Genomic DNA, 21,515 nt, shown 5'->3' on the forward strand with positions numbered 1-21,515 from the left:
TCTCCTCCATGCATGAGCGCGTTCCGTATCGGAATCGCGCCGAGTCAATTCCTTGATCAGTCTCCGTACGGCACCCAGATGTTCTTCACTTGCACCGCCTGTCGAAGGAAAGGCAGCCCTTCGCTTGCGGCATCGTGCCAGTCGAACACGCGGCCCTGATCGACGAACGTGCGCTTCAGATTGCCGATCGACTCGCGCTCCACCATCGCCGATAGCGCCGCGCCGTGGAAGCACCAGAGCGCATCGACGTCATCGTGTTGCGCGAGCGTTTGCGCCAGCGAACGCGCATCGCCGGTGACGATGTTCAGCGCGCCGCCCGGCACATCCGATGTCTCGACGACCTGATAGAAGTCCGTCGCCATCAGCGGACACGTCTCGCTCGGCACGACGACCACGCGATTGCCCAGCGCGAGCGCGGGCGCGACGAGCGACACGAACCCGAGCAACGGCGCTTCATCGGGACACACGATGCCGATCACGCCCAGCGCTTCGTGCATCGCCAGCGCGACGCCATGCAGCGGGGGCGCATGCACGGCGCCGTCGTACTTGTCGGCCCAAGCGGCATACGTGAAGAACCGCGCGATCGATGCATCGACTTCGCGCTTCGCATCGCGCTCGCTCGAACCGGCGCGCGTGACGAGCTGCTTCGCGAATTCATCGGCGCGTGCGCTCAGGTTTTCCGCGAGGTAGTACAGCACTTGCGCGCGGTTGTGCGCGCTCGCCGACGACCATTTCGTCATGCCGCGCGCGGCCGCGACCGCATTGCGTATGTCCTTGCGATTGCCTTCGCCCACTTCGCCGACGATCTCACCGGCGGGCGAATGCACGAGCCGCGAATAACCGCTGTCGGGCCGCGCCTGCTTGCCGGCGATGAAGAGCTTCGCCGTGCGATCGAGCGCACTCACATTGCGCGCATCGACGAGCGAATCCGGTTGCGCCTGCAACGATTTCGTTTCGCCGCGCACCGGAAGCTTGGACCATGCGCGCGGCTTCAGGTATTCGTAGATGCCCTCGCGTCCGCCTTCGCGTCCGAAGCCCGACTCGCGATATCCGCCGAAGCCGACGGCCGCATCGAAGAGATTGGTCGCGTTGATCCACACGACGCCGCATTGCAGGCGCGGCGCGACGTCGAGCGCGCGGCTGATGTTCTCGCTCCACACGCTCGCGGCAAGGCCGTAGCGCGTGTTATTTGCGAGCGCAACGGCTTCTTCCGGCGTGCGGAAGCTCATCGTCACGAGCACGGGCCCGAAGATCTCTTCCTGCGCGAGCGTCGATGCGGGCGCGACGTTGGTGACGAGCGTCGGCGGAAAGAATGCACCGCTCTCGGGCAACGTGGCACGCGGCGATCGATAGACTTCGCAGCCTTCGCGCTCGCCCTTGTCGACGAGCGCGCGAATGCGTTCGAGCTGAATGTCGTCGACGACCGCGCTCATGTCGATGCCCTTATCCAGCGACGTGCCGACGCGCAGCGTATCCATGCGGCGCTTCAGCTTCTCGACGAAGCGCGCTTCGATGCCTTCCTGCACGAGCAGACGCGAGCCCGCGCAACACACTTGTCCCTGATTGAACCAGATCGCATCGACAACGCCTTCGACGGCGCTGTCGATATCGGCATCGTCGAACACGATGAATGGCGACTTGCCGCCGAGTTCGAGCGTGAGCGACTTGCCCGAACCCGCCGTGCTCGCGCGGATCTGACGGCCCACTTCGGTCGATCCCGTGAATGCGATCTTCGCGACGCGTTGATGTTCGACGAGCGCCGCGCCCGTGCTGCCATCGCCGGTGACGATGTTGAGCACGCCTTTCGGCAAGCCCGCGCGATGCGCCAATTCAGCGAACAGCAACGCCGTCAACGACGTGAATTCCGCGGGCTTCAGCACGACGGTATTGCCGAGCGCGAGCGCCGGCGCGATCTTCCACGCGAGCATCAGCAGCGGGAAATTCCACGGCACGATCTGGCCGATCACGCCGAGCGGCGCCCAGTCCGCGAACTCCTTGTCCTGCAGTTGCGCCCATCCCGCGTGATGCAGAAAATGCCTTGCTACGAGGGGTATATCGATATCGCGCGACTCGCGGATCGGCTTGCCGTTGTCGAGCGATTCGAGCACGGCGAAGAGACGGCTGTGCCGCTGCACCATGCGCGAAAGCGCATAGAGATGACGCGCGCGCCCCGCTCCGCCGATGGCTTGCCAGCCTTCGAGCGCATCGTGCGCGGCTTGCACAGCGGCATCGACATCCGCTCCCGTGCCTTGCGCGATCGATGCGAGCACGCGGCCGGTCGCGGGTTCTCGTGAGTCGAAGCGCGCGGCGTGGTCGCTGTCGCGCCATGCGCCGTTGATGAAGTGACCGAAGCGCCCGTCATGCTGATCGAGCCATGCGCGCGCGGCGCGATCGTCTTCCGGTGCGGGTCCGTATTCCATCGAAGAGAAGTATTCGGCAACGCTCATGAGGCTGTTTAGTGAAGTCTGTTGGATCAGGCGACGGGATGGCGATTGAACGACGAATAACGTCCGCTCACATGGTGTTCGAGCTGGCGTTCGATATCCGCGAGCAGGCTCGATGCGCCGATGCGAAACAGATCCGCTTCGAGCCATTCGCGCCCGAGCTCTTCCTTCATGAGGATCTGATACTCGAGCACCGACTTCGCAGTCGACACGCCGCCCGCCGGCTTGAAGCCGATCATGACGCCCGTGCGCGCGAGATAGTCGCGGATCATCCGCACCATCACGAGCGACACGTCGAGCGTCGCGTTGACGCTTTCCTTGCCCGTCGATGTCTTGATGAAATCGGCGCCGGCCATCATGCAGATCATCGATGCCTTCGCGACATTCGACAGCGTGCGGATATCGCCGGTCGCGAGAATCGCCTTGACGTGCGCGTCGCCGCATGCCGCGCGGAAATCGCGCATCTCGTCGTAGAGCGCTTTCCAGTTACCCGTCAGCACATGCTCGCGCGTGACGACGATATCGATCTCGGACGCGCCATCTCTCACGGATGCTTCGATCTCGCGCAACTTCAGTTCGTGCGGATTGAGGCCAGCGGGGAAGCCCGTCGATACGGCCGCGACCGGAATGCCGCTGCCCTCGAGCGCGTTCACTGCCGTCCTGACGTAACGGTGATAGACGCACACCGCGCCGGTTTTGATCGACAGAGGCGGCATGCCGAGCGCGTCGAGCAGATCGTCGCGCAATGGACGGCGCGCCTTCGCACAGAGACGTTCGACGCGGCCATGCGTGTCGTCGCCGGAAAGCGTCGTGAGATCGATGCAGGTGATGGCCTTGAGCAGCCACGCCGCCTGCGCGTCTTTCTTGACCGCGCGGCGCGTGCCGAGCGTCGACGCGCGGCGCGTCACCGCCGACTGATTCACGCGCAGGCCGTCGAGCCAGGCGAGATCGAACGGCACGCCGGGATTGCGCGCGCTGGCGTGAACCTGGGCCTTGCCGGGCCACGCGACGATGGACTTCGATGCAGTTTCCAGCATGAGATCGGTATGCCAGCGTCTTGTGCGACGCACAACAGTTTTTGATAGATTGATCTCAGTTTATAGCATTCTTGTTAGGATCGTGACATAGGGAAAGTTCGGAGACGACCGCGCCGAGTCTCACTCTTCCGTGCAAACCCTCGGTTGACGTCTTTGCGTTCATCGACGCAAACTTGAAGCGCTTCAAATCCAATCGATCAACCCAAACAGAGCAAATTCGGCAACGCGACCGAACTTTCTTGCTTTCGATTTGAAGCGCTTCAATTTCGAACGATACAAGGAGACACCGCATGTCCTCGCACTTTCCCCGCACTGTCCTGCGCGCGCTCGCCGCCGCGTGCGTCGCAGCATCGAGTCTCACTGCCGCGCACGCCGCCGACATCAAGATCGGCGCGCTCTTCCCCTTCAGCGGCGGACTCGCGCTGCTCGGCGACGAAAGCTATCGCGGCGTGCAACTCGCCGTCGACGAGCGCAACGCGGCGGGCGGCATTAACGGCGAGAAAGTGGTGCTCGTCAAGGCCGATGCCGTCGATGCCAATCAGGCCGTCGGCGAAGCGCGGCGTCTGACGTCGGTGGAAAACGTGTCGGCGGTGTTCGGAAGTTATTCGTCGGCGGTGTCGTCGGCGGCGACGCAAGTGACCGAGCTCGCGGGCGTGCCGTTCTTCGAACTCGGCGCGACGGCGGACACCATCACGAGCCGCGGCTTCAAGTATCTGTATCGCAGCAACTCGACCACGAAGACCTTCGCGGACGGCACGCTCGAAGCGCTGACCAAGGTCGTCGCGCCGCAACTCAAGGCGGATCCGAAGACGCTGAAGATCGCGATCATCGCGGAAGACGGGCCGTACGGCACGCTCGTCTCCGGCTTTCAGAAGGAAGGCGCGAAGAAGCTCGGTCTGAACGTCGTGCAGGTGCTGCCGTATTCGGCGAAGAGCGTCGATCTGTCGTCGCTGATTCTGCGTCTGAAGGGCGCGGACGTCGATATCGTGTTGCAGACCTCGTATCAGAACGACTCGATCCTGTTCTTCCGCCAGGCCGCGCAGGCCGGCTTCAAGCCGAAGGCGGTCATCGGCGCGGGCGGCGGCTACTCGCTCTCGGATACGGCCAAGGCCGTCGGCGCGCAAATGAACGGCGTATATGACATCGACTTCCCGCAAGTCGCGATGAACGAGAAAGGCGCACCCGGCCTCGAAACATTCACCGCCGAATATCAGAAGCACTTCGGCATGGCGCCGCGCTCGGGCCATAGCCTCGTGAACTATGTCGGCGCGAAAGCGTTCCTCGATGTGCTCGCCAACGCGAAATCCACCGACAAGGACAAGATCCGCGCCGCCGTGCTCGCCTACAAGAAGCCGACGGGCACGACCGCCGCTGGCTGGGGCTTCCAGTTCGCCGACAACGGCCAGAACCAGCTCGCGACCACCAACGTGATGCAGTGGCAAGGCGGCAAGCTCGTCACCGTCTATCCGGAAGCGGTCGCGATCGCGAAGCCCGTCGCGGCGCAGTAAAACCGCCGCTGTTCACCCGCATTTCTCTTTCACTCGAACCGTGCGGCGCGTGACACGCGCTGCGCGGTGTCCAGGAAACGAGCATGTCCATTCTTCTGCAACTTCTGGTCAACGGCCTGTTGCTGGGCGGCGCGTACGCGATCATCAGCATCGGCCTCACGCTGATCTTCGGCGTCGTGCGCGTGGTCAACTTCGCGCACGGCGAGCTGCTGATGGTCGGCATGTACGCCGTCTGGCTGCTCGCCGCGAAGCTCGGCTGGCATCCGTATGTGTCGGCGGTGCCGGTCGCGCTGCTGCTCTTCGCATTCGGCGTGCTGATCCAGCGCTTCATCATCCAGCCGCTGCTTTCCGCCGACGCGCACATTCAGATTTTCGCGACCGTCGGCGTGTCGACCGCGCTCGTGAATCTCGCGCTGATGATCTTCGGCGCGGACGTGCATCCCGTCGATGTGAGCTTCGGCACCGAGCATCTGCAGTTCGGCGACATCAACATCGTGAGCGGGCAACTGATCACGTTTGCCGCCGCGCTCGCGGTCGCGGGCGGGCTGCATCTGTTCCTGCAACGCACCTACACAGGTCGCGCGTTTCGCGCGGTGGCGCAGCATCGCTACGCGGCCTCGCTGATGGGCGTCAACGTGAAGACGACGTACGTGCTCGCGTTCGGCATCGGCGCGGCGCTGGTCGGGCTCGCGTCGGGCTTGCTGGTCGCGCAGTATCCGGTGTTCCCGACCGTCGGCCAGTACTTCGTGCTGACCGCGTTCGTCATCGTCGTGCTGGGCGGTCTCGGCAGCTTGCCGGGCGCGCTCGTCGGCTCGATCGTGATCGGGCTCATCGACAGTCTCGCGGGCTACTACATCTCGCCCGACATGAAGGAAGTCGTCTACTTCGCGATCTTCCTCGTGATTCTCGTGGTGCGCCCGACCGGTCTCTTCGGTCTCGGACGCGGCTCCGAATAACGTTCAGCGAGGCATTCGATGTTTCCCAATCTCCTGCATCCGCGCGGCTACATGGGCGCGCTGGCGCTCGTCGCGCTGCTCGCCGTGCCGTTCGCGCTGCAATCGCCGTTCGCGTTTCACCTGGCCGTGCTCGTGTGCATCTTCGGCGCGCTCGCGACGGCGTGGAATATCGTCGGCGGATTCGCCGGGCAGTTGTCGCTCGGACACGCGGTGTTCTACGGCATCGGCTCGTACGCGGCGACGCTGCTCGTCATCAACTTCGGCATCACGCCGTGGCTCGGCATGTTCGCGGGCGCGGTGATCTCGGCGATGGCGGCGATCGTCATCGCGTATCCGACGCTGCGTCTGCGCGGACCGTTCTTCGCGCTCGCCACGATCGCGTTCCTCGAAGTGTGCCGCCTGCTCACGGTGCACGAGGAAAGCTGGACGGGCGGCTCGGCGGGCCTGAACGTGCCGCTCAACATCGGCCTGCAATGGATGGTGTTCCGCGAAAAGTGGGCGTATCTGCTGATCGCGTTCGGCTTTCTTCTGGTGACGTTGTGGGCCGCGTGGCTCATCCGCCGCTCGCGCTTCGGCTTCTACCTGATCGCCGTGCGCGAACGTGAAGATGCGGCGCGCGCGGTCGGCGTGAACGCGGTGAAGGTGAAGATCGGCGCGGCGGTGATCTCGGCGGTGCTGACGAGTCTCATCGGCTCTTTCCACGCGATGTATCTCACCTTCATCGATCCGTCCGCGGCGTTCTCGCTGGAACTGTCGGTGCAGATCGCGATGTTCGCGCTGATCGGCGGACTCGGCAGCGTCGCCGGGCCGCTCGCGGGCACCGTCCTCGTGCTGCCGATCGCCGAGCTTGCGCGCGGCTGGCTCAGCTCGTTCGGCAGCGGCACGCACGGCTTCGTCTACGGTGTCGTGTTGGTGCTCGTCGTGCTGTTCATTCCGCGCGGACTCGTCGGGCATCTGGGCGGCTTCGTGCTGCGCTTCATCGACCGTCTGCCCGGCGCGCGCACGCCGCCGCCCGCACGGGCGAAGTCGATCGCGCCCGCCGATGCGTTGCCGCTCGGCACGCCGCTGCTCGTCGCGGAGCATCTGAAGAAGCGCTTCGGCGGACTCGTCGCGACCGACGATGTTTCCCTCACGCTGCACGCCGGCGAGATTCTCGGTGTGATCGGCCCGAACGGCGCGGGCAAGACGACGGTCTTCAATCAGCTTTCGGGCTTCATCCGGCCGAACGAAGGCATCGTGAAGATTCGCCTCGCCGATGGCACCTGGGCCGAACCGCGCACGCCCGATGCGTTCGCGAAGGACGGCGTCGGCCGTACGTTCCAGATCGCGCAGCCGTTCGCGGGTCTCTCGGTGCTGGAGAACATCATGCTCGGCGCGTTCATGCATACGCGGGTCCGCGTCGAAGCGGAATCGATCGCACGCGAAGTCGCGGAGATCACCGATCTCACGTCCTTGCTCGATACCGAAGCGCGCAGCCTCACGGTCGGCGGCATGAAGCGTCTCGAAGTGGCGCGCGCGCTCGCCACGCGCCCGCGCGCGCTTCTGCTCGACGAAGTGATGGCCGGTCTCAATCCCGCCGACATCGCGCGCGCGATCAACATGGTGCGGCGCATCCGCGATTCAGGAATCGCCGTGCTGATGATCGAGCACATGATGCAGGCGACGATGGCGCTGTCGGACCGCATCATCGTCATCAATGCCGGGCGCATGCTGAAGGAAGGCAAGCCGTCCGATGTCGTCAACGATCCTGAGGTGATTCAGGCCTATCTCGGCAAGGGGTATCTCGATGCTCAAGCTGCATAACGTCTCGGCCGGCTACGGCAAGAGCGAAGTTCTGCGCGGCGTCTCGCTCGATGTGCAGGAAGGCGAGATCGTCACGCTCGTCGGCGCGAACGGCGCGGGCAAGACCACGACGCTGAAGACGCTATGCGGAATCGTCGCGGCGCGCGGCGGCAGCATCACGTTTCAGGGACAGGAACTCGTCGGCAAGTCCTCGCACGACATCGTCGCGATGGGCGTCACGATGATTCCCGAAGGCCGTCAGCTCTTCCCGTTCCTGAGCGTCGAAGAGAACCTGCTGATGGGCGCGTTTCGTCACGCCGCACGAAGCGCGCGGCGCGAACGCATGGACGAAGTGCTCGAACTCTTTCCGCGCGTGCGCGAGCGTCTCACGCAACTTGCCGGATCGCTATCGGGCGGCGAGCAGCAGATGGTCGCCATCGCGCGCGGCATGATGTCCGCGCCGAAGCTCCTGATCTTCGACGAACCGTCGCTCGGTCTTTCGCCCTTGCTCGTCGAGCAGATGTTCGAAGTCGTCGGCACGGTCGCGGCGCGCGGCGTGACGGTGCTGCTCGTCGAACAGAACGTGTTCCACACGCTCAAGCTCGCGAACCGCGGATACGTGCTCGAAAACGGCGCCATCGCGCTTTCCGGAACGGGCGCAGAATTGCTCGATAGTCCCCACGTGCGGCGCGCCTATCTCGGTCATTGATTCAGCGAACCGGCGCATCGCATCCAGAAACCACGGAGATTAAAACTCATGCAAACCGAAGTGAAACCCGACGAACAAGTCATCGCCTATCAGTTGCCGCAAGTGCCGTACATGTCGAAGGATCTCGTGCACGGCGGCGTCATGACCGACTGGCTCGAAGACGACAACCTGTGGGTGCCCGCGACCGAAACCGTGTCGTTCAAGCCGCTCATTCTCAACGCGAGCCAGGGCTATTACGTGAATCTGCTGCGCGTGCGCCGCAGCGGCGTGATCTCGCGGCATCGTCATAGCGGCGCCGTTCATGCGATGGTGCTCAAGGGCCGCTGGTACTACCTCGAACACGACTGGGTCGCGGAGCAAGGCGGCTATGCGTTCGAGCCCGCGGGCGAAACGCACACGCTCTTCGTGCCCGAAGACGTGCCCGAGATGATTACCTGGTTCCATGTCACGGGCGGCTATACCTATGTCGATCCGCAAGGCGTCGCGCAGGGTTACGAAGACGTCTTCACGAAGATCGAGGCGGCGCGCCGGCACTATGCGTCGATCGGTCTGCCCGCCGATTACATCGAATCCATCATCCGATGAACGCCATGACATCCACTCTTCCCGCATCGATGCAATACGTCGATCACGGCGCGGGCGGCGCGCCCGACTGCATGCGGCTCGCGCAGGGACCGCTGCCCTCGCCCGGCCCGAACGACGTGCTGATCGAAGTCGCCTACGCAGGCGTGAACCGTCCCGACGTGCTGCAACGCTCGGGTTCGTATCCGCCGCCGCCGGGCGCATCGCCGCATCTGGGACTCGAGGTGTCGGGGCGCATCGTCGCGACGGGCGCGGAGGTCACGCAATGGCGCGCCGGCGATGAAGTCTGCGCGCTCGTGCCCGGCGGCGGCTACGCGCAATACTGCATCACGGATGCATCGCATTGTCTGCCGCTGCCGAAAGGTTTCACGCTGCTGCAGGCCGCGGCCTTGCCCGAAACGTACTTCACCGTCTGGACCAACGTGTTCGAGCGCGGCCGCCTGCAGGCGGGCGAAACGTTTCTCGTGCACGGCGGATCGAGCGGCATCGGACTGACGGCGATCCAGCTCGCGCACGCATTCGGCGCGCGCGTCATCACGACCGTCGGCAATGCGGAAAAAGCGCAGGCCTGTCGCGAAGCGGGCGCGGATCATACGATCAACTATCGCGACGAAGATTTCGTCGATGCCATCGCGACTCTCACCGATGGAAAAGGCGTCGACATCATCCTCGACATGGTCGGCGGCGACTACATCGCGCGCAATATCCGCGCGCTCGCGCTCGAAGGCCGGCTCGTGCAGATCGCGTTTCTCGAAGGCAGCCGCATCGAACTGGATGCCATGCCGATCATGCTGCGCCGTCTCACCTTTACCGGATCGACTCTGCGCGCGCGCGGCATCGAACAGAAAGCGGCGATCGCGAAAGCGCTGCACGCGCACGTCTGGCCGCTGCTCGAAGCGGGCCGCGCGCTGCCCGTGATTCATCGCGTGCTGCCGCTCGCCGACGTCGCGGCCGCGCACGCGCTGATGGAGTCGAGCAGGCATATCGGCAAAATCATGCTAAAAGTGGGAGACCAATAACGTGCGGCACGACAAGCGTGTGGTCCTGGTGACGGGTGGCAGCGGCGGCATCGGCGAGGCGCTCGTCGAGCGCTATGCGCGCGATGGCGCGGCCGTCGGCATCGTCGATGTCAACGAAGAAACAGGCGCGGCGCTCGCAAGACGTCTCGCCGATGCGGGCCTGCGCGTGCATTTCGCCCATGCCGACGTCGGCGATTTCGCCGCGTGCGAAGCCGCGTGCCGTGCGATCGAGGCCGCGCTCGGTCCGGTCGATACGCTCGTCAACAACGCGGGCATTTCGCCGAAACACGCGGGCAAGCCGATGCCCGTCTGGCAGATGTCGCCCGACGAATGGCGCCGCGTGATGGACGTGAACGTGAACAGCGTCTTCAACTTCTGCCGCATTCTTGCGCCGGGCATGGTGGAGCGGCGCTTCGGACGCATCGTGTCGATGTCGTCGGTGGCGGGCAAGGCGTACCTCGACATCGTCGCCGCGCATTACAGCACGACGAAAGCCGCGCTGATCGGCATGACGCGGCATCTCGCGGGGGAGCTCGGGCCGCACGGCATCACGGTGAACGCGATCGCGCCGGGGCGCATCGATACGCCGCTCGTTCGCGGCGTCGCGCGGGAGGCCAACGAAAAGGTCGCGCAAGAAACGCCGTTGCGGCGGCTCGGCGCGCCCGACGAAGTGGCATCGACGTGCCTGTTCCTCACATCCGATGAAGCCGCGTTCGTCACCGGCCAGGTGATCGACGTGGCCGGCGGATGGCTGATGACATGACGACGCACGCGCCGTTGAGAACCATCGGCTTTCCGGGGCGATACACGCAAGGGCCGGGCGCGTTGTCCGCGCTCGGATCGACGCTCGCGGAACTCGGCGCGCGACGCGCGTTCGTGCTCGTCGATGGCGCGGTCATCGATCGCGTGTCGGCGCAAGTCACGCGATCGATCGAAGACGCGCACATCGTCACGTTTCCCGGCGAATGCACGGCCGCGGTCATCGCGAAGCTGAGCGACGATGCGCGCGAACTCAACGCGGATGCCGTCGTGGCCATCGGCGGCGGCAAGACGATCGACTCGGCGAAAGGCGTCGCCCGGGCGCTGAACGTGCCGATCGTGATCGCGCCGTCCGCCGCTTCGAGCGATGCGCCGACGAGCCGCCTCATCATCCTGTACGACGACGCGCATCGCGTCGCGGGCATCGACATGTTGCCGCGCAATCCGGACGCGGTGATCGTCGATACCGCGCTGATCGCCGCCGCGCCCGCGCGTCTCTTCGCGGCCGGCATCGGCGATGCGCTCAGCAAGAAGTACGAAGCCGCGCAATGCCAACGCGCCGATGGCCTGAACTCGTACGGCACGCCGCCGCTGCCGGGCGCGCTGCTGCTCACGCGCGCGACGCTCTCGATCCTGCTCGAAGACGGCGCGCGCGCCTACGCCGACATCCGGCGCGGCGAACTCACCGATGCCGTCGAACGCGTGATCGAAGCGACCGTGCTGTTGAGCGGCGTCGGCTTCGAGAGCGGCGGCCTGTCGCTCGCGCATGCGCTGATCCGCGGACTCACGGCGATTCCCGCGATGGCCTCGATGATGCACGGCGAACTGGTCGCCTTCGGCACGCTTGTACAATTGTTCGTCGAAGATACATCGCCCGAAGAGATCGAACCGTTGGCCACGCTCATGACCGCAACCGGATTGCCGCTCACGCTCGCAGAACTGGGGCAGCACGCCCCGCTTACATCGGCACAGCAAACACTCATCGCAAACGCCACGCTCGCCACGCGCTATAGCCGGCACATGTCGCCGCCGCTGACGGCTGCGCGGCTGATCGAAGGCATCGCCCGCGCCGATGCCTATGGACGCGCGCGCAGCCCATCATGAAACCCACGCGCGCTACGCTCGCGGATGTCGCGCGGCTGGCGGGCGTCTCGCTCGGCAGCGCGTCGCGCGCGTTGTCCGTGCCGGATCAGGTCAAGCCGCAAACGCTCGCCAATGTGCAGCGCGCGGTCGAACAGCTCGGCTACGTGCGCAACGGCGCGGCGCAGGCGCTTGCCTCGCGCAAGACGCGCACGGTCGCGGCCATCTATCCCACGCTCAACAATCCCATTTACGCCGATTCGATTCAGGCGCTTCAGCAGACGTTATGGGGTTATGGGTATCAGTTGCTGATCGCGAGTCACGAATACAAACCGGCGCGCGAACTCGAATTGCTCCGTGCGATTCTGGAACGCGGCGTCGACGGGCTCGTGCTCGTCGGCACCGATCATCCGCCTGAAGTTTTCGAACTCACGCGCCTGTACGCGTTGCCTTATGTTCTGACGTGGTCGGTGGATGAAACGCAGTATCCGCATTGCGTGGGCTTTTCCAATTTCGACGCGGCTTACCGGCTGGCGAAACGCATCGTCGGATTCGGGCATCGGCATGTCGCGATGTGCGGCGGCTCGACCTTCGGCAACGAACGCGTGCGCGCACGGCAGGCCGGCACGCGCGCCGCGCTCAGGGAAGCGGGATTCGATCTGAGACCCGAATGGATCGTCGAAGCGCCGTTCACCTTTGAAGGCGGCAGGCAGGCGCTGCGCGAACTGTGGGACGGCGAAGCGCGGCCCAGCGTGGTCATATGCGGCACCGATCTACAGGCAATCGGTCTGCTGGACGAATGCCGCGCGAAGGGCATTCGGGTTCCCGACGATCTTTCGGTAACGGGCTTCGACGATATCGAACAGGCGCGGCTCACCCAGCCGCCGCTCACGACGGTACGCGTTCCGTCGCTGGAGATCGGCACGCGCGCCGCGCGGCATCTCATGGCGCTGATCGACGGCAAGGACGGCGATAACGAGCTCGTGCTCGATGCGCCCGTCGTGGAACGCGGCACGCTGGCCAAACCCGCGGCCTGAACGCATCGTTCCGATTTTTGGTTTCATCGCCCGCGATGCGTCGTAGGCCCGCTCTTTGCTCGTTATCGTGACACCCCACATTCCGAAAAGGAGTTCACGATGCCGCGCCAACCCTCCACCCAGCCGACGACCACCGCCCCGTCCGGCGCCGCCCGCAGCCAGGACGCGATTCGGGTGCTGACCGACGATCATCGCGCCGTGCAAAAGCTGTTCGACGCGTTCGAAAAAGCGGAGAAAGACGATCTCGACGCAAAAGCCACGCTCGTGCGCCGCGCCTGCGAAGAACTGACGGTTCACGCGATGATCGAAGAAGAGTTGTTGTACCCGGCCGCGCAGGAAGCGCTGGACGAAGACGACCGGCCCGATGTCGAAGAGGCTTACGTCGAGCACTATCTCGTCAAGGTGCTGATCGAGAAGTTCACGCAGCTGAAGCCGTCCGACAAGGGTTTCGACGCCACGTTCAAGGTGCTGTCCGAAATGGTGAATCACCATATCGAAGAAGAAGAATCGGAACTGTTTCCGAAATTGCGCAAGTCCGGAGCCGATCTGGACGCGCTCGGCAGCAAGCTGATGCAGCGCAAGGAACAGCTCGAAGCGAAAATCCCGAAGGACGCAGGCGATAACACGATGCGCCTGCATTGACGCTCTTGAGCGCGCACCGGAGCCGAATCATGAAAAACCCCTGGGCGAAGAAGAACCCTTTCCTCAGCATGTGGCTTTCCGGTGCGAACGCGGTCATCGGGGCGACGCGCGGCCGCGCGACTACGCAAGCGAAACGGCAAGCGTCGACTCTTTTGACGGCCGCGCTCACGCCGCCGCGCAAGCCGAAGAAGCGGCGCGCGCGGCGTTGAACACGATCCATCCGCGAACGATCATTCGCGCAGCGCGTTGAGCAGATCGCCGAACGCCCGGTGAGTCGACGCGCTCAATCCCGCGCCGACCGCCGTCTGCACCGTGCGACGCAAGCCAAGAATCGCGACACCCACCAGCGCGAGCGCGATGAGTTCCGCATTGGGCGTGCGCAGAAACCATGGCGCGGGACGGGCGCTCGCCGGCAGTGCGCGGCGCGGCGCACGCGCGATTCGCATCGGTTCGTCGGCCATATGCGCGGCGATCAGCTCCGCGCGCGATTCCGCCATGCGCGCGAGCACGACGCTCTGAGCTTCGGCGTGCTTCATTGCGTCGCCTCCTTGATGGCATCGACGTCGCGGCGCAACTCGCTGCGCAGCAACTGGAACGGCTCGGCCGGCTTGCGCGACATCATCACGATGACCGCGATCACCGCAACCGCGAGCCACGCAGCCGCGACGCACCACGCCGTCAGCACGAGATGCGGCGTGCCGACAGCCGTCACGATCACCGCGATCGATACGAACGACAGCGTGAACAGCGCGCCGATCGCGAGCGCGACGAGCGCGACGACTTCATGCAGCACGCGCTTCTTGGTTTCAGCGAGTTCGATCGGAATCAACTCGCCGTAGTCGACGAGGCGTCTCGTGCAGAAATGGCCGACCCTGCGCCAGTTGGCGATTTTTCTCTGAATTGTCATCGTTACTTCTCCGGCGAGTTTTTGTCGAAACGGAGTGTTACCGATGACCAACAGCAGTGTGCATGCCAGCGCAACGCAACTTCATCGTGTCCGCTTGGCCGCGGTCTTGGCGTGAGCGCGCGCGAGACGCCGCGCGATGTCGGCGGCCGCGCCGTCGTCGGTCCGCGCTGGAGCTTCGCCGCCCTGCTTTTCCGATGCGAGTTGCAAATAAGCGGCGGCCAGCTTGCGCAGTTCTTCCTCCGTTGCATCTTCGATACCGATCAGCTGATTGCTCGCCGTGCGATGCGACGCGAGCAACTCGTTGAGCTTCAGATGCATCGCCACGCTGTCCTTGTTCGCGCTCTGCTGGATCAGGAACACCATCAGAAACGTGATGATGGTCGTGCCCGTGTTGATGACGAGTTGCCACCCGTCCGAAAACTTGAATAGCGGTCCGGATATCAGCCAGACCACGATGCAAATGACCGCCAGCCCGAACGCGACCGGCGAGCCGGCCCATCTCGTGACTGCGCTTGCGAAAGCATCGAACGCGCGAGTGACGGGATGTGCGTTCGCATAGGCCGGGCTGGACGTGTTGGGCACCGTGTCCAGCGGCGCCGCGTCGGAAATCTGGTCTCTGTCGTTCATGTTTCTCCCCTGCATACTGCAAAAGAAAGGTTCGAGCTACCGTGCCTTTCGATGGACGCGTCGTGCCTTCCCGGAAATGCGTCGTCCGTATCGTTTTTTTCTTGTTGTTTCGACCGTCTGGCGGACGACGCACGCTTCGACCTGCCATCGCGCGCGTCTTCCGTCTGATGAAAAGCGTCGCTTACTTGAGTTCGTCGGGCACCTTGCCGCCGTTTTCCGCGAGCTTCTGCATGACCTGCTTATGAAGCCAGATATTCATTGCAGCGGAATCTTCCGTGTTGCCCGAGTAGTGCAGTTCCGCAGCCAGTTCCTTGCGCGCGGACAGGCTGCTGTCCAGACCGAGCAGCTTCATCAGATCGACGATCGACGTGCGCCAGTTGAGCTGCTCGCCGTGATTCGCCTGCATCTTCGTCAGCACGGCCTCGACGTCCACTTCCTGCATCGGCGCGGCGGCTTGTGCGGCCGGTTGTGCGGGCGTGGACGCGGCGGTGGACGTCGTCGGCGCGGCGGCAGCGCCTCCGGCCGGCGCTGCGGCCTGACCCGCAGCCGTGCCCGTGCCGGTGCTCGCCGGTGCGCTGTCGTGGTGGAAGATCTTGTTCAGGATATTGGAAAAAATACTCATGGCCCCTCCTTCAGAAGTGAGTTCACGAACGATGCAAGTCCCGTGCCGCTACCGCCGCGCATGCGATGCGGAATAACGCTTGCTGATCGCATGTCGTGCCGGAGCGAGCACGATAACGCGTCTTTCCCCACCACCACAGCAGAGCTGCAAAGCCGCCAAGGAGTCACCGTGGATATGCCTTCCTGTTCCCCTTCCATCACGACGATGATCCGCATGGATCACACGCATGTCATGGCGGCGTTTCATCGCTATCACGCGGAGACATCGTGGTGGAGAAAGCGCGCGATCGTCGAGCTTGCGTGTACTGCACTTGAAATTCACGCGCAACTGGAGGAAGAAATCTTTTATCCCGCGTTGAGCGAGGCAATGGCAGGCGACGAGCATCTCGCCAAAAGCAAGCCCGAGCACGACCAGATGCGCGAAGACATCGCGAAGCTGCGCGCGATGGGTCCGCAGGACGCCGCCTACGACGCGCGTTTCATGCAGCTCATGCGTGAAGTGATGCATCACGTCGCCGATGAGGAAACCGTCTTGCTGCCCACTGCCGAACGCGCGCTCGCTTCGCAGTTGTCGGAACTTGGTGCGCGCATGACAAAGCGCCGCATGCAACTCGTCGCACAGAGTCGTCCGTCTGCGATTGCGGCGAATACGTTCGGAACGTTTCCGCTCGCATCGCTCGCCGTGATGTCCCTTGGCGCGCTTGCGATCGCGCATTGCTTGCGGCCCGCTTCCGCGCGCCGCATCCGTCGATCTGCATGATTCAGTGTTCGCGCGGCGCGCCGTTGACTTCGACGATGAACACCGGAATCGACTTCGCGCCCGGCACCTTGCTTTCCTTCGCGCAATGCCATAGCGGGAGCAACGGATTGCACTCGGGGTAATAACCCGCGATGCATCCTTCCGGTATGTCATACGGATGTATGCGCAGGCCCGCCACACGCCGATCGAAACCATCGTCGGCAATGGTGCGCAGCGTGATGCGGTCATCTTTCTTCAGGCCGTGTCGCGCCATGTCGGCTTCGCACATGAAGATCACCATGCGATCGCCCTTGACGCCGCGAAAGCGATCGTCGTGACTATAGATCGTCGTGTTGAACTGACTGTCGCTGCGCAGCGTCATGAGGCGCAGCGAATCGGGTTCGCGTTCGGGCATGTCCGGGTCTTCGCCGAGCGTTTCCGGCACGAAGAATTCCGCCTTGCCGCTCTTCGTCTGCCACTTGCGTTCGCGCGCGGGCAGAGCGCGAGGAAAACCGCCGGGCGTCCACATTCTTTCGTTGAAGTCGTGAAAGCTCTCGGGATACGTCTTCGCGATTTCATCGCGTACCAGCGCATAGTCGTTGCGCCAGCGATCCCAGTCGATGGTCGATCGCTCGCCGAGCGTATGCTTCGCCAGTTCCGCGACGATATACGGCTCCGAGCGCGCATCCGGCGACGCGGGCTCCGCGACGCCGCGCGAACCGTGAATGCAGCCGGTGCTGTCTTCCATCGTGACAGCCTGCGCGCCGCTCGCTTGCGTATCGATCTCGATGCGGCTCAGACACGGCAGAATGTACGACTTCTCGCCATGCACGAGATGACTGCGATTGAGCTTTGTCGCGACATTGACGGTGAGCTTCAGACCGCGCCACGCCGGTTCGATGCGCATGCGGTCGGGCACCGAACGCACGAGGTTGCCGCCAAGATTGATGACCGCGCTGACCTTGCCATCGAGCATGGCTTCGAACGCTTCGACGATATTCATGCCCTTCTCGCGCGGCGGCTCGAAACCGAACTGGCTCGCGAGCTTGTCGAGCGGCGCGAGCTCCGGCTTCTCGGTGATGCCGACCGTGCGCTGCCCCTGCACGTTGGAATGCCCGCGCACCGGCGACGGTCCCGCGCCCGGCTTGCCGACATTGCCGCGCAGAAAGAGCAGATTGCACAGCATGCGTACGTTCTGCACGCCCTGCCTGTGCTGCGTGATGCCCATGCCGTAGTGGGCCATCACTGCGTTCGCGCGCATGTATTCGTCGGCGGCGGCTTCCATGTCAGCGCGCGGCAGTCCCGCCACGCGCTCGATATCGTCCCACGATGCAGCGCGCACGTAATTCGCGAAGGCTTCGAAGCCTACGGTATGCGTTTCGATGAAATCGACATCGAGCACGCGCGGTTCGTTCGCTTCCTTCGCGCGGTCGTCGGCGTGAATGACGGCCTTGCAGATGCCGAGCAACGCAGCGGTATCGCCGCCCGTTTTCAGCTGATGATATTGCGTGCTGATGAGCGTATGCGCGGGCGTCATCATCTCGACGGGCGACTGCGGGTTGGCGAACTTCAGCAGTCCCGGCTCGCGCAGCGGATTGAACGTGATGATCGGCACGCCGCGCTTTCTTGCTTCCTGCAGCTGATGCAGCATGCGCGGGCTGTTGGTCCCGACGTTCTGTCCGAGGAAGAACATGAGGTCGGTCTTCTCGAAGTCCTCGAGCCTGACGGTGCCGACGCCCACGCCGATCGCTTCCTTCAGTCCGACGCTCGTGCTTTCATGGCACATGTTCGAACTGTCGGGCAGATTGTTGGTGCCGTACATGCGCGCGAAAAGCTGATACATGTACGACGTTTCCAGCGATGCTCTGCCCGATGCATAGAACACGACGCTTTTCGGATCGAGCGCGCGCAGTTCGCGGCCGATGTCCTCGAAGGCTTCCTGCCACGAGACGCTCACGTACTTGTCGGTGGCCGCGTCGTAACGCAGCGGCGCGGTGAGACGACCCGCGTCCTCGAGATCGTGGTCATGCCACGCGCATAGCTGCGTCACCGTATGAAGCTCGAAGAACTGCGGCGTCATGCGCTTCGCCGTCAGATCCCATGCGGTTGCTTTCGCGCCGCTTTCACAGAACTCGAAGGTGTGCGGATCGGCGGGCTTGGCCCACGAACAGCTCACGCACGCGAAGCCTTCGGGCTTGTTCTGCTTCATGAGCACGGTGCTCGCCTTGAGCGGCACCTTCTCGTGAACGAGCGCGCCGGTGACGGCTTTGAGCGAACCCCAACCGCCCGACGAATAGGGATAAGCGTCGTTCTTGCGAACGGCATTGTCTGATTCGGCCATGTCTTTGCCTCGCGCGTTGTGCGTTTATCTGCATGTATTTGCCTGATGCGCGAGCAATTGCCGTTCCTTTCTGATTGCTTAAGCGAACGCAGTTTCCTGGCCGCAATTCAGCGCGCCGTGCAAAGATGCGCGTTGATCTGCACGGGCGGCGCATCGTCATCGAATGGCTTCTGGCGCTCGAAGCTTTCGATCACGCCGGGCCTGAAGATGAGGCAATACGTGGAACCTCCGTATTGGAAGTAGCCGAGCTCTTCGCCCTTGCGCACGCGCTGGCCCGGCAACGCCTCGATCATGCATGACGACACTTCCGCCATGCCGACGAACACGCACGCAACCTCGCCGATGTCCGGATCGTCGCAATCGATGACGATGACCGCGCGCGCCGCGACCGCAGTGATATAGCCTTGCGAATCGTTGAGGCTGCCGGGATCTTCGCCTTCCGAGTCGGCATCCGAGAAGTAGGTGCCGTCGACGAGATATGCCTTCACGATCGTGCCGCTCACCGGCGCATGCCAGCGATGATAGAAAAACGCGCTTAGAAAGGCCTGATACACCGTGCCACCGACGAATCGCTTCGCGAGTTCCGCTTCTTTCGCCGTGAACATGTCCATCAGCGAATAAGGCTGCGACTTGATCCAGAACGAGTCTTCCAGTTGCACATCGTCCTGGACGTTATAGGGCGAAGCCTCGCACGCACTGACGATGATCTTGGCGTTATCCGGCTCTGCAACAGGCCGCGCGCCAGGCTTGAATTCGCGCGTGAAGAAATGATTCCACGACGCGAAGCCCCAATACGGCTTATGCGGATCGCAGAGAAACTGGTGCAGTCCGATCTTGCTATCGGCCTCTTTGCTGAACCAGCCATCGGGCGCGTCGGTGTTCAGATGCGTGCGCGAATACGGTCCGCTGAGAAAGCCGGACCACACGTTCAGCACGCGCTTCAGATGCGCGTTGAATGCGGGATCGTGAAAGAGCGCATAGCCCGACGGCATGACCATCGGCCAGTCGAGCAATGCGTTGATGGGGCAATGGACCAGGCTCGATTCGCTGAACGGCGGCGCGTACGTCAGCATCGCATCGAGCAATACGATGAATTCGTCGATGCTCGCATAACCGAGCTTGAATCCGGCTTCATGCGCCTGACGGATCGCGCGCGTGAAGTCCATGCGCACGACCGGATCGTCGTGGATGAAAGCCGCCATCTCTTCGATGACGCTGTTGCGTTTCGTTCTGCCCGCGCGCTGCCGGGCGTACTCGGCGAATGTCTCGCGAAAGCGTGCGATCGCCTGCTCTTCACGCGGGAGCCATTCGCCCAGTCTGTGGCGCTGATTCGTCGCCATTGTCGTCTCCGATCGATGTACCGATCGAAGACGGCCAGCAGTTTGTATGCCTCCCTTACTTCTGCACGCCCGGCCGCAGCGCCGCGACGTCGCGCCCTTCGCGAGGCGTCATGCGAGCGAGGAACACGACGCCCGCAGCGAGAATCGACATCACGGCGAGGCCTGTCAGGCCGCCCTGAATCGAACCCGTCTTTTGCTCGAGAAAGCCGAAGGTGGCCGGCGCGACGAAGCCGCCGAGATTGCCGATCGAATTGATCAGCGCAAGCACGGGCGCGGCGATGCGCGCATCGAGATAGCCTTGCGGAATCGGCCAGAACAGCGACGATGCAGCCTTGAACCCGATAGCGGCAAAGCAGATTGCAACGAACGAGAGCACCGGACTGCCCTGGCCCGCTGCGTACATGCCGGCGGCCGCGATGAGCAACACGCACGCGACCCATGCCTGCTGAAACTTGAAGCGCGCCGCGAGCGCTGCGAACAGATACATCGCGACGATGGAAATGAGCCACGGAATCGAGTTGAACAATCCGACCTGGAAATCGTTCAGGTGCCCCATCTTGCGGATGATGCTCGGCAGCCAGAACGTCGCGCCATAGATCGTCAGCGACACCGAGAAATAGATCAGGCAGAAGATCAGGATCTGCGGATCGCGCATCAGGCTCCACGACGACGGCGTCTTCACATGCGCGGCGTCGCGGCGGCGCTGCTCGTCTTCGATCTCCGTGACGATCGCGTCCTGCTCAGCGCGCGTGAGCCACTTTGCATCGCGCGGCTTCGAATCGAGCCAGAACCAGACGAAGCCGGCGAGCACGACCGACGCCATGCCTTCGATGATGAACATCCACTGCCAGCCGCGCAGGCCCGCGCCTTCGATCAGCATCAGCCCGCCCGAGATCGGGCCGGAGAACACGGAAGCGAGCGCGGAACCGCTCAGGAAGACGGCCATCGCCTTGCCGCGTTCATCGCGCGGCAGCCATTGCGTGAAATAGAACACGACGCCCGGAAAGAAGCCCGCTTCGGCCGCGCCGAGCAAGAGACGCATCGCATAGAACGAGGTCTCGCCCTGCACGAAGGCCATGCCCACGGCCGCGAGTCCCCACGTAATCATGATGCGCGTGAGCCACGCTTTCGCGCCGAAGCGCTGCATCAGCATGTTCGACGGCACTTCGAACACGGCATAGCTCACGAAGAACAGGCCCGCGCCGAGGCCATAAGCGGCCGCGCCGATGCCGAGGTCCGCGCTCAAATGCTGACGCACGAATCCGATGTTCACCCGGTCGATGTAATTGACGATGAACATCACGACGAAAAGCGGCAGCACATGCCACTTGATCTTGCGAACGGCGCTCGACAGCGCGCTGGAACTGCTCATGAGGGTGTCTCCT

At 63.6% G+C, this 21,515-nt stretch carries 21 protein-coding genes; 12 read left to right on the plus strand and 9 right to left on the minus strand.

All coding sequences use genetic code 11. The features are described from left to right. Window positions 1-56 precede the first annotated feature (56 nt). Both NCS00_RS22240 and deoC read right to left on the minus strand, forming a co-directional pair. Window positions 57-2,447 (minus strand): aldehyde dehydrogenase family protein, encoded by a 2,391-nt coding sequence (locus NCS00_RS22240; RefSeq protein ID WP_250441000.1) that lies wholly within the window; start codon window positions 2,445-2,447, stop codon window positions 57-59. Between the two features lie 26 nt (window positions 2,448-2,473). Then, window positions 2,474-3,481, minus strand: coding sequence for a deoxyribose-phosphate aldolase (gene deoC, locus NCS00_RS22245; protein WP_250436587.1), 1,008 nt, complete (start codon window positions 3,479-3,481; stop codon window positions 2,474-2,476). Window positions 3,482-3,771: 290 nt separating this feature from the next. Here deoC and NCS00_RS22250 point away from each other — a divergent pair, with 290 nt between their 5' ends. From NCS00_RS22250 to NCS00_RS22300, 11 genes are all read left to right on the plus strand, one after another. Then, window positions 3,772-4,989 carry an ABC transporter substrate-binding protein gene (locus NCS00_RS22250; protein WP_175980990.1) on the plus strand — a complete coding sequence of 406 codons (1,218 nt, stop codon included), beginning with the start codon at window positions 3,772-3,774 and terminating at the stop codon, window positions 4,987-4,989. Window positions 4,990-5,072: 83 nt separating this feature from the next. Next, a complete protein-coding gene (locus NCS00_RS22255) occupies window positions 5,073-5,945 on the plus strand; it encodes a branched-chain amino acid ABC transporter permease (protein WP_034470891.1) in 873 nt (290 codons plus the stop codon). Between the two features lie 18 nt (window positions 5,946-5,963). Beyond that, window positions 5,964-7,748: a branched-chain amino acid ABC transporter ATP-binding protein/permease gene (locus tag NCS00_RS22260; protein ID WP_008348195.1), complete on the plus strand. Its 1,785-nt coding sequence runs from the start codon at window positions 5,964-5,966 to the stop codon at window positions 7,746-7,748. Then, window positions 7,732-8,436 carry an ABC transporter ATP-binding protein gene (locus NCS00_RS22265; RefSeq protein ID WP_008348196.1) on the plus strand — a complete coding sequence of 235 codons (705 nt, stop codon included), beginning with the start codon at window positions 7,732-7,734 and terminating at the stop codon, window positions 8,434-8,436. The genes NCS00_RS22260 and NCS00_RS22265 overlap by 17 nt, the downstream gene beginning before the upstream one ends. A gap of 48 nt (window positions 8,437-8,484) precedes the next feature. Beyond that, window positions 8,485-9,021: a 2,4'-dihydroxyacetophenone dioxygenase family protein gene (locus NCS00_RS22270; RefSeq protein ID WP_008348198.1), complete on the plus strand. Its 537-nt coding sequence runs from the start codon at window positions 8,485-8,487 to the stop codon at window positions 9,019-9,021. Further along, entirely contained in the window at window positions 9,018-10,037 is a 1,020-nt protein-coding gene (locus tag NCS00_RS22275; protein ID WP_008348200.1) for an NAD(P)H-quinone oxidoreductase, read from the plus strand. Before NCS00_RS22270 ends, NCS00_RS22275 begins: the two co-directional genes overlap by 4 nt. A 1-nt stretch (window position 10,038) precedes the next feature. Further along, on the plus strand, window positions 10,039-10,800 hold the full coding sequence (locus tag NCS00_RS22280) for an SDR family oxidoreductase (protein WP_239294834.1): 762 nt from the start codon (window positions 10,039-10,041) through the stop codon (window positions 10,798-10,800). Then, on the plus strand, window positions 10,797-11,900 hold the full coding sequence (locus NCS00_RS22285; protein WP_250441001.1) for a glycerol dehydrogenase: 1,104 nt from the start codon (window positions 10,797-10,799) through the stop codon (window positions 11,898-11,900). Before NCS00_RS22280 ends, NCS00_RS22285 begins: the two co-directional genes overlap by 4 nt. Beyond that, the gene (locus tag NCS00_RS22290; protein ID WP_250441002.1) at window positions 11,897-12,913 is read left to right on the plus strand and encodes a LacI family DNA-binding transcriptional regulator; all 1,017 of its coding nucleotides are present in this window, start codon (window positions 11,897-11,899) and stop codon (window positions 12,911-12,913) included. Before NCS00_RS22285 ends, NCS00_RS22290 begins: the two co-directional genes overlap by 4 nt. 99 nt (window positions 12,914-13,012) lie before the next feature. Then, entirely contained in the window at window positions 13,013-13,555 is a 543-nt protein-coding gene (locus NCS00_RS22295) for a hemerythrin domain-containing protein (protein WP_250441003.1), read from the plus strand. A gap of 29 nt (window positions 13,556-13,584) precedes the next feature. Continuing rightward, window positions 13,585-13,764 (plus strand): hypothetical protein, encoded by a 180-nt coding sequence (locus tag NCS00_RS22300; protein WP_175981000.1) that lies wholly within the window; start codon window positions 13,585-13,587, stop codon window positions 13,762-13,764. A gap of 21 nt (window positions 13,765-13,785) precedes the next feature. Here the strand turns inward: NCS00_RS22300 and NCS00_RS22305 are convergent, their stop codons facing one another. The 4 genes from NCS00_RS22305 to NCS00_RS22320 all read right to left on the minus strand — a co-directional run bounded on the left by NCS00_RS22305 (window position 13,786) and on the right by NCS00_RS22320 (window position 15,711). Next, window positions 13,786-14,091, minus strand: coding sequence for a hypothetical protein (locus tag NCS00_RS22305; RefSeq protein ID WP_008348212.1), 306 nt, complete (start codon window positions 14,089-14,091; stop codon window positions 13,786-13,788). Further along, window positions 14,088-14,462: a phage holin family protein gene (locus tag NCS00_RS22310; protein ID WP_008348214.1), complete on the minus strand. Its 375-nt coding sequence runs from the start codon at window positions 14,460-14,462 to the stop codon at window positions 14,088-14,090. Before NCS00_RS22310 ends, NCS00_RS22305 begins: the two co-directional genes overlap by 4 nt. Window positions 14,463-14,543: 81 nt before the next feature. Beyond that, entirely contained in the window at window positions 14,544-15,089 is a 546-nt protein-coding gene (locus NCS00_RS22315; protein WP_008348216.1) for a low affinity iron permease family protein, read from the minus strand. Window positions 15,090-15,270: 181 nt separating this feature from the next. Further along, a complete protein-coding gene (locus NCS00_RS22320; RefSeq protein WP_034470889.1) occupies window positions 15,271-15,711 on the minus strand; it encodes a DUF3597 domain-containing protein in 441 nt (146 codons plus the stop codon). Window positions 15,712-15,885: 174 nt separating this feature from the next. Between NCS00_RS22320 and NCS00_RS22325 the strand changes: the two genes are divergently transcribed. After that, window positions 15,886-16,470, plus strand: coding sequence for a hemerythrin domain-containing protein (locus NCS00_RS22325; protein WP_250441004.1), 585 nt, complete (start codon window positions 15,886-15,888; stop codon window positions 16,468-16,470). Window position 16,471: 1 nt separating this feature from the next. Here NCS00_RS22325 and NCS00_RS22330 read toward each other — a convergent pair whose 3' ends face one another. The 3 genes from NCS00_RS22330 to NCS00_RS22340 all read right to left on the minus strand — a co-directional run bounded on the left by NCS00_RS22330 (window position 16,472) and on the right by NCS00_RS22340 (window position 21,502). Further along, window positions 16,472-18,790 (minus strand): FdhF/YdeP family oxidoreductase, encoded by a 2,319-nt coding sequence (locus NCS00_RS22330; protein ID WP_175981004.1) that lies wholly within the window; start codon window positions 18,788-18,790, stop codon window positions 16,472-16,474. Window positions 18,791-18,897: 107 nt separating this feature from the next. After that, on the minus strand, window positions 18,898-20,130 hold the full coding sequence (locus NCS00_RS22335; protein WP_250441005.1) for a phosphatidylserine decarboxylase family protein: 1,233 nt from the start codon (window positions 20,128-20,130) through the stop codon (window positions 18,898-18,900). 55 nt (window positions 20,131-20,185) lie between these two features. Beyond that, the gene (locus NCS00_RS22340; RefSeq protein WP_250441006.1) at window positions 20,186-21,502 is read right to left on the minus strand and encodes an MFS transporter; all 1,317 of its coding nucleotides are present in this window, start codon (window positions 21,500-21,502) and stop codon (window positions 20,186-20,188) included. Between the last annotated feature and the right edge of the window lie 13 nt (window positions 21,503-21,515).

Source organism: Caballeronia sp. AZ1_KS37 (genome assembly GCF_023631165.1).
Taxonomy (GTDB): Bacteria; Pseudomonadota; Gammaproteobacteria; order Burkholderiales; family Burkholderiaceae; genus Caballeronia; species Caballeronia zhejiangensis.